This window comes from Cupriavidus sp. 09_S30 (assembly GCF_056930435.1).
Genome location: NZ_JBXOWI010000001.1, coordinates 1,792,207 through 1,806,569, shown reverse-complemented (window position 1 = coordinate 1,806,569; position 14,363 = coordinate 1,792,207). Strand labels below are relative to the sequence as shown.

The following is a 14,363-nucleotide window of genomic DNA, read 5'->3' as shown; positions in this document are numbered from 1 at the left end:
GCGCAGACAGCCGCGGCGCTTGCCGGGCCGTGGCTCCCGCGAGACACCTCAGCGGCCTACCGGCCGGTGCATGCCGGGCTCGCTCACCGGCTGCATACCCACCCGGCGCGCTGTTTCCGGCAAGACCTCGGTAAGAAAATCCAGGAATCGCCGCAGGGCGGGCGTCATCCCCTTGCGCGACGGGAAGACCGCGTGCAGCGTGCCCACCGGCATCGCCCACTGCGGCAGCAGTAGTTCCAGCTCGCCCTTGTCGATCGCGTCGCGGCAGTACATGCGCGGGAGCATGGCGACGCCCACGCCGGCAATGGCCGCCTCCAGCAGCACGGCGAACTCGTCGGTAACCAGGCGCGGGTCGTAGCTGATATGGATCGGCTGGGCGCCTTGGCAGGCCAGGGTCCAGACATGCTTGCCATCGTGCGGCTGCTGCGCCACGCCTGGCACGCCATTCAGCGCCTCGGGCGTGCGCGGCCGCCCGATGGCGTCGAGCAGCCGGGGATTGGCCACCAGCACCACCGGGCTTTCGCCGAAGGTGCGCACCACCAGGCTGGAATCCTCGATGACCTCGCGCACCCGCAAGGACAGATCGAAGCCCTCGCCGATCACGTCGACGCGCCGGTTGGTGGTCTCCAGCTCGATGCGCACTGCCGGGTTGGCCTGCATGAAGCGCCCGATGGCGGGCGCCAGCAGACTCTGCGCCACGCCTACGGGACAGCTGACGCGCAACGTGCCGCCGGGCTGGTCGCGCGCGAGTTCGATGACTTCGCTTGCCGCTTCCGCCTCCCTGAGCATCGCACTGCAGCGCTCATAGTAGGCCTCTCCCACGGGCGTGACCCGTACCTGGCGCGTGGTGCGGCGCAGCAGCTGCACCCCGAGCTCGCGCTCGAGCTGGGCGATGCGCCGGCTCAAACGCGACTTCGGCACGCCCGTGGCCCGGCTGGCCGCGGAAAAGCTGCCGTGGCGCACCACCTGGGCAAACAACGAGAGATCGTTCAGGTCCTGCATCGGTCGGCTCCTGGTCCCGCCGGCGGAGCATCCGCCAGCGCGTTCCATGTGTAGAACAATAATTCCCATTTTGCCTCACTACCGGCATCAATGGTCAACCGCTATCTTTCACACATCGAAACCCGATCACCTTCCGGAGCAACATGATGAACATCCTGCAAATCGATACCAGCGTCCTTGGCGACAACTCCGTTTCGCGCAGCCTGACCGCCAAGGTGGTGGCCGACCTGCGTGCACGCCACCCGGACGCCAAGGTCACGGTGCGTGACCTGGACCAGGACGCGCCCGCCCACCTGTCCGGCGCCCTGCTGCCCGTGCTGGGTGGCCCCAAGGACGGCCTGAATGCGGTGCAGCAAGCCGAACTGGCCCGCACCGAAGCCTGGCTGGCCGAGTTCCTTGCCGCCGACGTGCTGGTGATCGGCGTGCCGCAGTACAACTTCAGCATTCCCAGCCAGCTCAAGGCCTGGATTGACCGCATCGCACAAGCGGGCCGCACCTTCCGCTACACCGAGAACGGCCCGGTCGGCCTGGCCGGCGGCAAGCGCGTGATCGTGGTGTCGTCGCGTGGCGGCGTGCGCCAGGACGCCGCGCAACTCGACCTGCATGAGCAGACCGTCGACGTCGTGCTGCGCTTCCTCGGCATCACCGACATCACCTATGTGCGTGCCCACGGCCTGGCCTTCGGCCCGGAAAAGCGCGAGGCCAGCATCGCCGCCGCGCGCAGCGAACTGGCGGCACTGAACGACGCCGGCGCGCTGGCCGCCTGACCCGCATCCCCTCTGCGCCGCCAGGCGCCGCTCCGATCCCCCCGCCGCCGCGCCTCGCGGTCGCGGGGGATCGCGTCTATGATGGAGCCGTGAGACAGCGGCGCGGTCCGCCCCCCTTCCGGCGCCAGCCTCGCGCGCCGGGACCAGGAAGCCCCGCCCCGCCCAGGCAATCCAGTTCTTTTCCATTTCAGGCGCGCCACCCCCGCGGGTGCAAGCGCCGGCTGCCCTTTCGCGGCGCCATCGCGCGCTTGGCTTTCGCTTGTGCCGTTTGCCCTGTCCGACTCCGGGAGCCCGCATGTCTTCAGCCCTGTTGCCCGCCAACGTCGTCCATCCGCCGCACGAGGCAACGCTGCTCACGCGCTACCGCCACGTGCGGGCCGCCACCGAAGCGCTGGCAGCCGACCTGAGCGATGCCGACGCAACGGTGCAGTCCATGGAGGACGCCAGCCCGGCCAAATGGCATCTGGCCCATACCGCCTGGTACTTCGAGGAGTTCGTGCTGGCCGCGCGCGTGCCCGGTTACGAACCCTACGACGAACGTTTCCGCTACCTGTTCAATTCCTACTACGAATCGGTCGGCCCACGCCACCCGCGCCCGCGCCGGGGCCTGCTGACGCGGCCGTCGCTGGACGAGGTGCTGGCCTACCGCGAGGCGGTGGACGACGCCATGGCGCCGCTGCTGGCCGCGGCACAGACCGATGCCGAGGCGGCACTGATCGAACTGGGGCTGAACCATGAACAGCAGCACCAGGAACTGCTGCTGACCGACATCCTGCACCTGTTCGCGCAGAACCCGCTGCGCCCCGCCTACGCGCATGAGTTGGTCGCGGCCGTGATGACCGACCCGCGCCCCGTTCCGGAGTGGGTCGCCTTTGCCGGCGGCGTGGCTGCCATCGGGCACGCCGGCGACGACTTCGCCTTCGACTGCGAGGAGCCGCGCCACGAGGTGCTGCTGCAACCCTATCTGCTCTGCTCGCATCCGGTCAGTAACCAGCAATGGTGCGAGTTCATCGACGATGGCGGCTACCAGAGCGCGGGGCTGTGGCTGTCCGATGGCTGGCGCTGGGTCAGCGAGCAAGGCGTGCAGGCGCCGCTGTACTGGGAGGAGCGCGATGGCGCCTGGTGGCAGATGAGCCTGCGGGGCATGCATCCGGTCGACCCGGACAGCCCGGTCACCCACATCAGCTTCTACGAGGCGGATGCCTTCGCGCGCTGGGCCGAGCGACGGCTGCCGACCGAGGCGGAGTGGGAACATGCGGCGCAGAAGCTGCCGGCCACCGGCAACTTCGTCGAGGGGCAGGCGCTGCGCCCGCTGCCCGACCGCCAGAACACCGCGGGCGCCTTGCGCCAGATGTTCGGCGATGTCTGGGAGTGGACCGCCAGCGCCTTCCTGCCTTATCCGGGCTATCGCCCGCAGCCGGGCGCGCTGGGTGAGTACAACGGCAAGTTCATGAGCAGCCAGATGGTGCTGCGCGGCGGATCCTGCGTCACGCCCGAATCGCATATCCGCGCCAGCTACCGCAATTACTTCTATCCCCACCAGCGCTGGCAGTTCACCGGCTTGCGGCTGGCGGACGACGCCTGAGCCCCTGCCAAGGGCGGCGCAGGAGCCGGCGCAGGAAGCGGGCCGACGTGGCCGCCTCCCGCTGGATGGCCCTTGGCCCTTACTTCTGGCCGCCCGCCGCGGCGCCGGCCTTGGCCGGCGCCGTCATCGGCAGGTCCGGATAAAGCTTCTTCCAGCGGGCTTTCAACCCCGTGGCGATCTCGTCCTGGTGATAGCGCTCGGCGAAATCGATCACGGTCATGTTTTGCTGGTTACGCAGGCGCATATCGGCGCCCTCGTCGAGCAGCAGCTTGACTGTATCGATATGGCCGCCGCGCGCGGCCATCATCAGCGGCGTGGTGGCGTTCGGGCTTTCCGCATCGACATACGCGGAATGGTCCAGCAGGTACTTGACGATCTCAATGTTGCCGTTGGTGGCCGCGTAGTGCAGCGGCGTCCAGCCGGTCTTGTTGATCTCCACCTCGTACTTCTCGACCATCAGCTTGACCACGTCCGGCTCGTTGAGCAGGCAGGCCATCATCAGCGGCGTCTCGCCGGCAGCGTTCGTCTTGTCGAAATCGATGTTCTTGTCCGCGGACAGGACCTTGATCACCTTGGCCGATTTCTCGCGCACCGCCACCAGCAGCATGGGGTCGCCCTTGCTGTCGACGAGGTTGGGATCGGTGCCGCGCGCCAGCATCTTCTGCACGGTGTTGCCGTCGTCGAAGACCACGGCCTTGCGCATATCGTCGACGGTGCCGGCCCAGGCCAGGGCCGAGCCGGCCAGCAGGGCCACCGCGGCGGCGCGCCGGAAAATCTTCATGTCAGGCATCAACTTTCCTCTCTATATGCTTGAATAAGCGGAAGAAGTTCTCGGTCGTCTGCTCCGCCACCTGCTCCACCGGCACGCCGCGCAGCTTGGCGATGAACTCGCCCACATGGCGCACCCAGGCCGGCTCATTGGTCTTGCCGCGATACGGCACCGGGGCCAGGTAGGGAGAGTCGGTCTCGATCAGCATGCGGTCCAGCGGCACCTTGCGCGCGGTCTCCTGCAGATCGGCCGCGCTCTTGAAGGTGACGATGCCCGAGAACGAGATATGGAAGCCTTGATCCAGCGCCTGGCGGGCGATGTCCCAGGATTCCGTGAAGCAGTGCATCACGCCCCCGACCGCGCCGGCGTCTTCCTCGCGCATCAGGCGCAAGGTGTCGTCGGCCGACGAGCGGGTATGGATGATCAGCGGCTTGCCGGTCTGGCGCGCCGCGCGGATATGGGTGCGGAAGCGCTCGCGCTGCCATTCCATGTCGGCGATGCTGCGGCCGTTGAGCCGGTAGTAGTCGAGGCCGGTCTCGCCGGTGCCGACCACGCGCGGATGGGCCGACAGCGTGACCAACCGCTCCAGCGTCGGCTCCTCGCCTTCCTCGTAGTCGGGGTGCACGCCGACCGAGGCATAGAGGTTGGGATGCTGCTCCGCCAGCGCGAGCACCCGGGGAAAATCCTCCAGCGTGACGGAAATGCACAGGGCATGCGAGACCTGGTTGGCCCGCATATTGTCCAGCAGTTCGGGCAGGCGGGCGGCCAGGTCGGGAAAATCGATATGGCAGTGGGAATCGACAAACATGATAGATGACAGCAGATCAGTCAGCCTGCAGGCGGCGGCCCAGGATGACCAGGTCGCGCTCGACGCCATCGAGCACGGCGACTCTCGGCAGATTGCCCCAGCGCTCGAAGCCGAGGGCGGCGAACAGGCCCAGGCTGGGCGCGTTGTGGCCGAAGATGAAGCCCAGCAGCGTGTTCACGCCGATCTCCGGTGCGCGTGCGATCGCCTGCTCCAGCAGCCAGCGCCCCAGGCCCTGGCCGCGGCGGCCGGCGTCGAGGTAGATCGAGATCTCGGCGGTGGCGCCATAGGCGGGCCGGCCATAGAAATCGGAATAGCTGAGCCAGCCGGCCATGCGGCCATCGGCGTCCTCGGCCACCCAGAGCGGACGGCGCTCGGGCTGGTGCGCCTCGAACCAGGCCTGGCGCGAAGCCACGCTGACCGGTTCGGTATCGGCGGTGACCATGCGCGACGGCACGGTGCTGTTGTAGATCTCGACGATGGCCGGCAGGTCTTCCTGTCGCGCCACGCGCAGCTTGAATTCAGTTTTTTCCATATATGACAGACAGTTAAGCCGCAACCCTCATTTGGTTCATAAGGTCTGCGTGGGGCGCCCGGCGGCAATCGCCTTGCCCAGGATTTCCTCGATCGCGCGCCGCAGGTTGCGCCCGTTGTCGTCGTCGGGGAAATGAATACCGACCCCGGGTGTCTTCAGCGGCGTGCCCGGCGGCGTGAGCCATGCCACTTGGCCGGCGATCTGGTAGCGCTGCGGCCGATCGAGCAGCGACAGGACCAGGAACACCGTTTCCTCCAGCCGGAACGGCTTGCTGCTCGGCACGAAGATGCCGCCACGTGCCAGGAACGGCATGTAGGCGGCATGCAGCCCCGCCTGGTCCTTGATCGACAACGACAGCACATTGGGGCGTGTCGACGCCCCGACTCCGGTGGACACGCCCTCCGGCGTGGCCGCCGCGGCAGCCATGTTCATGATTGACCCCTTGTTCATGCTGGCCCCTTTTTCTCCGGGGCCTTATTGGAATAGCTGGCGATAGTCGAGAAATACCGCCTCCATCACCAGCCTGGTGGCCAGCGGATGGTTTTCGCTGCGGCGATGGCTGGCCAGGCGCGCCACGAATCCCTGCAGCCGCTGCGCGTCGGTCGCCGCCGCGCAGCGTGCGAGCGCCGCCGCCTCCTTGGGGAAGTAGCGTGCGCCGCCCTGTGCCAGCCGCTGACTGAGCAGATCGTACGTCCAGCGCTGCACGATGCCAAGCATGGCCGGCACCGGCAGCTTCTGCAGGTGGTCGGCGGCACCGAGCGCGTCGAAGGCGGCGCCGGCCGCAAGCTGGCTGACCAGCCAGCGTTGCAGCGGCATATCCTCCGACTCGGCCGCGTGCAGCGCGGTGAGCGGCGCACCGCCCGACAGCGCCAGTTGCGCCTGCGCATCGGGCACACCCTGGGCGCCCAGCCAGGCCAGCGCCTCGGCAGGCTTCGGCCGCTGCGCGGCGAACTGGCGGCAGCGCGACAGGATGGTCGGCAGCACCCGGTCCAGGCGGTCTGTGACCAGCAGGAACAAGGTGGACGGAGGCGGCTCTTCCAGCGTCTTGAGCAGGGCGTTGGCGCCCTCGGTCTGCAAGGCGTCGAGCGGATAGATCAGCGCTACCCGCATGCCAGCACGGTGCGTGCCGACGCCGACCGCGTCGATCAGGGCGCGCACCTGTTCCATGCGGATGATCTTGCTGGGTGCCTTCTTGCGCCCACCTTCCTCGGCCTCGCCCTCGGCGCCGCCTTCCAGCGCCTCCGGCCGCACGACACTGAAGTCCGGGTGGTTGCCCTGGCTGAACCAATGGCAGGCCGCGCAGGTGCCGCAGGGCTGGCCATCCGCCTTCGGGGTCTCGCACAACAGGCCCTGGGCGAAATGCAGGGCCAGGTCGCGCTTGCCGATGCCTTGCTGGCCGTGGATCAGCAGGGCCTGCGGCAACTGGCCGCGCAGCGCGGCCAGTTGCTTCCAGTCATCGGTCTGCCAGGGATAAAGCATGAAGATCAAACCCTTGGAAGGTAAAGCTCAAGTGGATTCTCCGCCCTGCAACATGCAATGGCGGCAATGACGGCGGCGGTCGTGGCGGGCAACCATATCACGGATGCTTATATTCCTTGCCGATCAAAGCGTTGCGATGATCTGCTCGAACTCCACGCGAATCTCGTCGATGCTGCGGGTGGAGTCGATCACGCGGAAGCGCCCGGGCGACTGGCTCGCCCGGCGCAAGTAGGCGTCGCGGGTGCGTGCGAAGAAGGCGCGCGACTCGGCCTCGAACTTGTCGGGCTCGCGCGCGCCTGCCAGCCGCTCGGCCGCGGTTTCCAGCGGTACGTCGAACAGCAGGGTCAGGTCGGGCTGCAGGCTGCCCTGCACCCATTGCTCCAGCACCTCCAGCCGCTCGGCCGGCATGCCGCGGCCGCCCCCCTGGTAGGCGAAGGTGGCGTCGGTGAAGCGGTCCGACAGCACCCAGTCGCCGCGCGCCAGTGCCGGTTCGATGACCTCGGCGATGTGCTCGCGGCGCGCCGCGAACATCAGCAGGGCCTCGGTTTCCAGGTGCATCTTGCGGTGCAGCAGCAACTGGCGCAGATCCTCGCCCAGCGGGGTGCCGCCCGGCTCGCGGGTGGCGACCACCTTCGCGCCGGCGGGCAGGCGGGCGGCGATGCGCTCGGCCAGCCAGGGGATATGGGTGCTCTTGCCGGCACCATCGATGCCTTCGAAGGTAATGAATTTTCCGCGCATGTCTGCGATGTTCAGCGATTCTTGCCGCGCTGGTACTTGTCGACCGCGCGGTTGTGTTCGGGAAGCGAGCTGGAGAACTGGCTGCTGCCGTCGCCGCGGGCGACGAAGTAGAGCGCGTCCGATTGCGCCGGCGTCGTCGCCGCTGCCAGCGAGGCAAGGCTGGGCAAGGAGATCGGCGTGGGCGGCAGGCCGCTCCGCGTGTACGTATTGTAAGGGGTGTCGGCCTGCAGATCGCGCTTGTGCAGGTTGCCGTCGAAGCCTTCGCCGATGCCGTAGATCACGGTCGGGTCGGTCTGCAGCAGCATATTCTTGCGCAGGCGGTTGATGAAGACGGCGGCGATCATCGGGCGATCGACCGACTGGCCGGTTTCCTTTTCCACGATGGAGGCCATGATCAGCGCCTCATAGGGTGTCTTGTAGGGCAGCCCCGGCGCACGCGCGACCCAGGCATCGTTCAGCCGCCGCTGCATGACCCGGTAGGCATGCTTGTACAGTTCGAGGTCGCTGCTGCCGCGCGTGAACAGGTAGGTGTCGGGAAAGAACAGGCCCTCGGGCGCGCTTTCCGTCGCCCCGATCGCGCGCATCAGATCGGCGTCCGACATGCCGCGCGTATCGTGCTTGAGGGCGGGACTGGCATCGATGGCCGCGCGCATCTTGCGGAACTCCCAGCCCTCGATCACCGTGACCACGTAGTGCGTGACCTCGCCGCGCGCGATCTTGTCGAGCACGGACAATGGCGTCGCCCCCTGCTCGAAGGTATAGCCGCCCGCCTTCAGCTCGGCGGCACGGCCCGTCAGCCGGGCCAGCAGGACGAACAGGCGCGGGTCGATGCCCACGCCGCCGCGCGCGATCTGCCGGCCCACGCTGGCCACGCTGGAATTGGGCTGGATGACCACTTCCAGCGGCGAACTGCTCAAGCCGAGCGGGTGCCTGGCCCACCAGGCGAAGGCGCCGGTGGCGGCGAGCGCAAAGACCACGCCGGCCAGGACCAGGCGTACAAGAAGACGTTTCATGTGAGGAAAACAGGCGGCGCCGAGGCCGCACGGCCGGCCGCCCCATCCGCTGGAGGGGTACCGGCCAAAATGGCGACAGCCTCATATAATACCGGGTGCCCTGCTCCGCCACGAGTCCGGCCGGTTTCCGTCCGTGCGGCGGGGAGCCTGACCGGCAGTCCGCCGTCTGCCTCCGCGCTGGCATGCGTACCGGCCCGCTCAAGCGGACCAGCCCCTGATTCCACACCCGCGCGCGGCCGCACCGTCTGCCGCCCGGGCCACGCCTACGTCTCATGCAAACTCCTACCCTGGACATCGCCGACCTCGCCCACCAGTACGACGCACTGCGCCAGCGCGGCATCGTCTGTGCACCGGCCGGCCTGGGCCTGATCCGTGCCACGGGCGACGATGCCGCCGCCTTCCTGCACACCCAGCTCACCAATGCGGTGGAGGACCTCGCGGCCGGCGAGGCGCGCCTGGCTGGCTACTGTTCGCCCAAGGGCCGCCTGCTGGCGACCATGCTGATGTGGCGCGACGCCGAAGGCATCGTGCTTCAGCTCGCCAGCGACATTGCCGCGCCCGTCCTGAAGCGGCTGTCGATGTTCGTACTGCGCGCCAAGGCCAAGCTCGGCGATGCCGGCCAGGCCCTGGCTGTCTTCGGCGTGGCCGGTCCTGATGCGGCGGCCGCGCTGGCTGGCGCCGGCCTGCCCGTGCCGGCGGGCGAATGGGCGACGGCGGCGGGTGCCGACGGCGCCACCGTGATCCGCCTGCCCGACGCCGCCGGCCAGCCACGCTGGCAAGTGGCGGCGGCTGCCGCCCAGGCCGAGGCCGTGCACGCCAGGCTGGCCGAGAAGCTGGCCCCGGCCGGCGCCGCGCTGTGGGACTGGCTCGACGTCCGCGCGGGGGTGCCGCGCATTGCGGCAGCCACCCAGGAACAGTTCGTGCCGCAGATGGTCAATCTGGAACTGATCGGCGGCGTCAACTTCCGCAAAGGCTGCTATCCGGGCCAGGAGATCGTCGCGCGCAGCCAGTACCGCGGCACGCTCAAGCGCCGCATGTGGCTGGTGCACGGCGACGGCGAACCGGCTGCCGCCGGCACCGAAGTGTTCCGCCCCGAAGACCCCGAGCAGCCCTGCGGCATGATCGTCAACGCGGCAGCCTCGCCCGAGGGCGGCTGGGACGCGTTGGCCGAACTGAAGATCGACGCGGCTAGCGCGGCGCTGCACGCCGGCCAGGTGGATGGCCCGGCGCTGGCGGTCCAGCCCCTGCCGTATGCCGTGCCGCTGTCCGGCGCGGAGCAGGCTGCGGGCTGAGGACGGATTGCGCCGCTGCATGCGCCGGTGCATGCATCAGTGAATGCGCCAGTTGAGGCACGCAACAGGGAGCCCGCCATGAGCGACCATCTTTACGTCTACTTCCGCGTCGCCGACGAGCAGGCCGCCGCCGCCCTGCCGCACTGGCACCGCTGGATGGAAACCGTTGCGGAGGCGACCGGGATTGGTGGTACGCTGATGCGCAGGCCGGAAACCCGCGCCGGCCTGCAGACCTGGATGGAATACTATGCCGACGTGCCGCCCGCCTTCGGCGAGACGCTGGCCGGGTTGTGGCAGCAAAGCGGCCTGCAGCAGTGGCTAAGCGGCGAGCGCCAGGTCGAGCATTTCATCGATCTGGACCGGCTCTGACGCGCGTGGCGCGCGCGCGCCGAGCAGAAAGGAAGTGATATGTGCCTGATAGTGGTGGCCTGGCAATCCCATCCCGACTATGCCCTGGTGGTGGCCGGCAACCGTGACGAATTCTATGCACGCCCCGCCGCCCCCGCGCAGTGGTGGAAGGACGCGCCCCAGCTGCTGGCCGGGCGCGACCTCGCCGAGGTGATCGGCGAGTCCGGCACCTGGATGGGCATGACCGCAGGCGCCCGCTTCGCGGCGCTGACGAATTACCGCGCCCCTTCCGAAAAGCGCACGGACGCCCGCTCGCGGGGCGAACTGGTGGCCGGCTTCCTGCGCGGCGATGCCACGCCGCACGACTACCTGGATACCGTTTCACGCGACCAAGGCGCGTATAACGGCTTCAACCTGCTGGCCTGCGACCTGCGCGAATTGTGGTGGTACAGCAACCGCGGCAGCGCGCGCCGCCCGCAACGGCTCGCTCCCGGGCTCTATGGCGTGTCCAACGCCTTGCTGGACACGCCCTGGCCCAAGCTGCGCAGCCGCGTCGGCGCGCTCGCCGAAGCCCTGGCGGCCGACCGTGGCCTGCCGGGCACCAGTATCACACCATACCTGGATCTGCTGGCGGACGAGCGGCAGGCAGCCGACTTCGAACTGCCGCAGACCGGCGTGTCGCCGGAATGGGAGAAGCTGCTCTCCTCGGCGTTCATCCGCTCACCCGCCTACGGCACGCGTGCCAGCACCGTGCTGCGCGTGCGCCATGACGGCCGTTTCGACCTGTGCGAGCGCAGCTTCGACGCCAGCGGCTGCATCGGTGAAGTGGCCTACCAGGGCCGCATGATGCTGCCCCACGACGCCGGCACGGAACCGGCACCGCGCTGACGGCTCAGGGGCGCGGCAAAGCCGCGCCGCCGGCCGGCGCTCACCCCTGCAGGCGCTTGCGCATCTCCACGTGGGGGATGCCGGCCTCCTCGAATTCCTCGCCCGCCTGGACGAAGCCGGCACGCGCGTAGAACGGCGCAGCATGTGTCTGCGCGTTAAGCACCAGCTCGGGATAGCCGAGTTCAGCCGCCTTGTCCATCAGCGCGGCGAGCACGCGCGCGCCCACGCCGGTGCCGCGTGCGGCCGGCAACACCGCCATGCGGCCGATATGGCCATCCGGCAGCAGCCGGCCGGTCGCCAGCGGCGTGCCGTCTGCGGCCAGTGCCAGCGCATGCCAGCTCGGCTCATCCCATTCGTCCCATTCCAGCTCGACCGGCACGCCCTGTTCCTCGACGAAAACGGTGTAGCGGATGGCACGTGCGCGTTCGCGCGCTTCGGCCCAGGTGCAGAGCTGGATGGTGACAGTCATGATGGTGCGGCAGGAAGGCAGGGATCGGCGTTAATTGCGTGCAGCGCCCGTATGCGGGCACAGGCGCCATGATAGGGGCTCATCCGGCGAATTGGGAGAGCCGATTGGATCTGGGTGGGCAGCGAACGGCGCAGCGGCGCAAAACAAGACCGGAATGCTGCTGCGGACATGACCGGAATCCCCGACAATCCCGCCTGCGCCGCCGGCTTCCCTCGCTTGCCCTGCAATGGCTTGGCCACCGCCCGTGGCATCGAGATAGCAGGTGGCCAATGCGCGTGACCGGTCGGTCCGCGAAAAAAACCGAAAAAACCACAAGACTTGGAGAAGTCATGAGCCTTTCCCGCTTCCCTTCCCGCACGCTGCGCAGCATGCTCGGCCGCCTGGCTGCTGCCTTCGGGCTGGCGCTGGCCGCCGCAGGCCCCGCCGCTGCCGCCGGGCAGGTATTCGCCGATGCCGCCCCCTCGCCCGCGCTCGGCCGCAACGTGAAGTTCACCGTCTACCTGCCGGATGGCTACCAGTCGGGCACGGCCGCCTACCCTGTGATCTACCTGCTGCACGGCGCCGACGAAGACGAAAATACCTGGCGCATCAAGGGTGGCGCCATCGAAACCATGGACGGCCTGATCGCCCGCGGCCAGTTGCGCCCCTCGATCGTGATCATGCCGAGCGAGGGGCCCGCCTCCTGGTGGACGGACGGCGTCGCCGAGAAAGGCGACACGGCGCTGATGAAGGACCTGCTGCCGTACGTGGAAGCGCACTACCGGGTGCAGAAGGAACGCCGCGCCCGCTCGGTAGCCGGCCTGTCGATGGGCGGCTACGGCGCGATCAATCTGTCGCTGCGCCATCCCGAGATGTTCTGCGGCGCGGCCATCATCAGCCCCGCCTCCTACGATCCGCTGCCGCCGGAAACCTCGGCAGCACGCCGTGCGCCGCAGTTCGTGCGCAATGGCCAGTTCGACGAGCAAGCCTGGAAGGCGCTGAACTACACCGGCCAGCTCGATGCCTACAAGGCCGGCAAGATCCGTGTGCCGATGTGGATCGCCTCGGGCGACCATGACCGCCTGGGCATCGCCGTGGTCTCCTCGATGATGTACTGGCGCCTGCACCAGATCCAGCCCAAGCAGGTGGAATTGCGCATCATGGATGGCGACCATGAGTGGATGCTGTTCCGCGACGCGCTGCCCGATGCGCTGCGCTATGTCGACCAGCAGTGCACCAAGGCCTGAGCGGCGCATGGCATCATGACGGCCTGCCCCGCCGCAGGCCGGTGCCGGCCTGGGCCGGCGCGGTGCCAGCCCGGGCCGGCGCGGCGCCGGGAAACGCAAACGGAGACAACCCAGATGCCGCGCTTTGCCGCCAATCTCTCGCTGATGTACCAGGAGCATGCGTTCCCGGACCGCTTCGCCGCCGCGGCGGCGGACGGCTTCCGTGCCGTGGAATTCCTCTTCCCCTATGACTATCCGGCCGCCGAGCTGCGGGCGCGGCTCGACGCCAACGGCCTGGCGCAGGCCCTGTTCAACGCGCCGCCCGGCGACTGGGCCGGCGGCGAGCGCGGCCTGGCCGCCCTGCCGGGGCGCGAGGCAGAGTTCCGCGGCGCCTTCGGCCGCGCGCTGGAATATGCCGCGGTGCTCGGCAACGACCGCGTGCACGTGATGGCCGGCCTGCAGCCGGCCGGCACCGAGCGCACGCGCTGCCGCGCCACCTATCTGGAAAATCTCGCCCACGCGGCCCAGGCAGCTGCCTCGCAGGGCCTGACCGTGCTGATCGAGCCGATCAACACGCGCGACATGCCCGGCTACTTCCTGAACCGCCAGGACGAGGCACAGGCCATCTGCCGCGAGGTGGGCGCCGCCAACCTGAAGGTGCAGTTCGACTGCTACCACTGCCAGATCGTGGAAGGCGACGTCGCCATGAAGCTGCGGCGCGACATGGCAGGCATCGGGCACATCCAGATTGCCGGCGTGCCGGAGCGGCACGAGCCGGATACCGGCGAGCTGCACTACGCCTATCTGTTCGACGTCATCGACTCTCTCGGCTACGCGGGCTGGATCGGCTGCGAGTACCGGCCGCGCGCCGGCACCTCCGCCGGCCTCGGCTGGCTGCAACCCTACCTCGGACGCTGCGCGCCTCGCCTGCCCCGGCCCGGGCGGCCGGCCGGCCAGCGTCAGGCCGCCGGCTTCACCACCTCGTAGGCTTCAATGATCTCGCGCACCGGGCCCGGGATGGACGTCGACTTCTGCGTCGACGGGTCGGCACAGACATAGACGATCTCGCCGGTGATGAGGTGCTCTTCGCCGCGGAAGATCTCCACGCGGAACAGCATGCTGGAGCGGCCCAGCCGGGCCATGCGGCCGCGCACATCGAGCTCGTCGTCGAAGCGCGCCGAAGCGTGGTACTCCAGCGTGGACTTGGCGACGAAGATGTCGACGCCGTGCGCCCCGAGCACGTCCTCCGGGTAGCGGATGCCGAGCGTGCGCCAGTACTCGGTCACGCAGATATCGCAGTAGGTCAGGTAGTGCGCGTTGAAGACGATGGACTGCGGATCCACCTCGGCCCAGCGCACGCGCAGCGGCACGCTGTGGCGGAAATCGGTCTTTGCCATTGCCGGCTTTCTCCTGTGTGGCGCGGCCGCCAGCGGCGGCCGCGTGCCGGGATGGATGCCCGGCTCTGTGG

At 68.7% G+C, this 14,363-nt stretch carries 17 protein-coding genes; 7 read left to right on the top strand and 10 right to left on the bottom strand.

Annotation, left to right across the window (positions count from 1 at the left end):
* Window positions 1-48 precede the first annotated feature (48 nt).
* Window positions 49-1,002, bottom strand: coding sequence for a LysR substrate-binding domain-containing protein (locus AC1Z3O_RS08705; protein ID WP_483515198.1), 954 nt, complete (start codon window positions 1,000-1,002; stop codon window positions 49-51).
* 146 nt (window positions 1,003-1,148) lie between these two features.
* On the opposite strand from AC1Z3O_RS08705, the gene AC1Z3O_RS08700 reads away from it, so the two are divergent.
* Window positions 1,149-1,769, top strand: a complete 621-nt coding sequence (locus AC1Z3O_RS08700) for an FMN-dependent NADH-azoreductase (protein ID WP_483515196.1) — start codon at window positions 1,149-1,151, stop codon at window positions 1,767-1,769.
* Window positions 1,770-2,064: 295 nt separating this feature from the next.
* A complete protein-coding gene (gene egtB / locus AC1Z3O_RS08695; protein ID WP_483515195.1) occupies window positions 2,065-3,354 on the top strand; it encodes an ergothioneine biosynthesis protein EgtB in 1,290 nt (429 codons plus the stop codon).
* Between the two features lie 79 nt (window positions 3,355-3,433).
* Here the strand turns inward: egtB and AC1Z3O_RS08690 are convergent, their stop codons facing one another.
* The 7 genes from AC1Z3O_RS08690 to mltG all read right to left on the bottom strand — a co-directional run bounded on the left by AC1Z3O_RS08690 (window position 3,434) and on the right by mltG (window position 8,693).
* Window positions 3,434-4,144 carry an ankyrin repeat domain-containing protein gene (locus AC1Z3O_RS08690; RefSeq protein ID WP_483515194.1) on the bottom strand — a complete coding sequence of 237 codons (711 nt, stop codon included), beginning with the start codon at window positions 4,142-4,144 and terminating at the stop codon, window positions 3,434-3,436.
* Window positions 4,137-4,931, bottom strand: a complete 795-nt coding sequence (locus AC1Z3O_RS08685) for a TatD family hydrolase (RefSeq protein WP_483515193.1) — start codon at window positions 4,929-4,931, stop codon at window positions 4,137-4,139. Before AC1Z3O_RS08685 ends, AC1Z3O_RS08690 begins: the two co-directional genes overlap by 8 nt.
* Before the next feature lie 16 nt (window positions 4,932-4,947).
* The gene (locus AC1Z3O_RS08680) at window positions 4,948-5,463 is read right to left on the bottom strand and encodes an N-acetyltransferase family protein (RefSeq protein ID WP_483515191.1); all 516 of its coding nucleotides are present in this window, start codon (window positions 5,461-5,463) and stop codon (window positions 4,948-4,950) included.
* 36 nt (window positions 5,464-5,499) lie between these two features.
* Window positions 5,500-5,895, bottom strand: a complete 396-nt coding sequence (locus AC1Z3O_RS08675) for a PilZ domain-containing protein (RefSeq protein WP_483517550.1) — start codon at window positions 5,893-5,895, stop codon at window positions 5,500-5,502.
* Between the two features lie 42 nt (window positions 5,896-5,937).
* Window positions 5,938-6,942, bottom strand: a complete 1,005-nt coding sequence (locus AC1Z3O_RS08670) for a DNA polymerase III subunit delta' (protein WP_483515190.1) — start codon at window positions 6,940-6,942, stop codon at window positions 5,938-5,940.
* A gap of 123 nt (window positions 6,943-7,065) precedes the next feature.
* Entirely contained in the window at window positions 7,066-7,680 is a 615-nt protein-coding gene (tmk, locus tag AC1Z3O_RS08665) for a dTMP kinase (protein WP_483515188.1), read from the bottom strand.
* A gap of 11 nt (window positions 7,681-7,691) precedes the next feature.
* Window positions 7,692-8,693, bottom strand: coding sequence for an endolytic transglycosylase MltG (gene mltG / locus AC1Z3O_RS08660; protein WP_483515187.1), 1,002 nt, complete (start codon window positions 8,691-8,693; stop codon window positions 7,692-7,694).
* A gap of 272 nt (window positions 8,694-8,965) precedes the next feature.
* Between mltG and ygfZ the strand changes: the two genes are divergently transcribed.
* From ygfZ to AC1Z3O_RS08645, 3 genes are all read left to right on the top strand, one after another.
* Window positions 8,966-9,985: a CAF17-like 4Fe-4S cluster assembly/insertion protein YgfZ gene (ygfZ, locus tag AC1Z3O_RS08655; RefSeq protein WP_483515185.1), complete on the top strand. Its 1,020-nt coding sequence runs from the start codon at window positions 8,966-8,968 to the stop codon at window positions 9,983-9,985.
* 78 nt (window positions 9,986-10,063) lie between these two features.
* Window positions 10,064-10,354 (top strand): DUF4936 family protein, encoded by a 291-nt coding sequence (locus AC1Z3O_RS08650; RefSeq protein ID WP_483515184.1) that lies wholly within the window; start codon window positions 10,064-10,066, stop codon window positions 10,352-10,354.
* Window positions 10,355-10,393: 39 nt separating this feature from the next.
* Entirely contained in the window at window positions 10,394-11,221 is an 828-nt protein-coding gene (locus AC1Z3O_RS08645; protein WP_483515182.1) for an NRDE family protein, read from the top strand.
* Window positions 11,222-11,261: 40 nt separating this feature from the next.
* On the opposite strand, the gene AC1Z3O_RS08640 is transcribed toward AC1Z3O_RS08645, so the two are convergent.
* Window positions 11,262-11,690, bottom strand: coding sequence for a GNAT family N-acetyltransferase (locus AC1Z3O_RS08640; protein ID WP_483515180.1), 429 nt, complete (start codon window positions 11,688-11,690; stop codon window positions 11,262-11,264).
* Window positions 11,691-12,019: 329 nt separating this feature from the next.
* On the opposite strand from AC1Z3O_RS08640, the gene AC1Z3O_RS08635 reads away from it, so the two are divergent.
* Entirely contained in the window at window positions 12,020-12,916 is an 897-nt protein-coding gene (locus tag AC1Z3O_RS08635) for an alpha/beta hydrolase (RefSeq protein WP_483515178.1), read from the top strand.
* Between the two features lie 114 nt (window positions 12,917-13,030).
* Window positions 13,031-13,882 carry a 2-oxo-tetronate isomerase gene (gene otnI / locus AC1Z3O_RS08630; RefSeq protein ID WP_483515176.1) on the top strand — a complete coding sequence of 284 codons (852 nt, stop codon included), beginning with the start codon at window positions 13,031-13,033 and terminating at the stop codon, window positions 13,880-13,882.
* Here the strand turns inward: otnI and AC1Z3O_RS08625 are convergent.
* Window positions 13,855-14,292 (bottom strand): YbgC/FadM family acyl-CoA thioesterase, encoded by a 438-nt coding sequence (locus AC1Z3O_RS08625; RefSeq protein ID WP_483515175.1) that lies wholly within the window; start codon window positions 14,290-14,292, stop codon window positions 13,855-13,857. The two genes, otnI and AC1Z3O_RS08625, sit on opposite strands and share 28 nt — an antisense overlap.
* Between the last annotated feature and the right edge of the window lie 71 nt (window positions 14,293-14,363).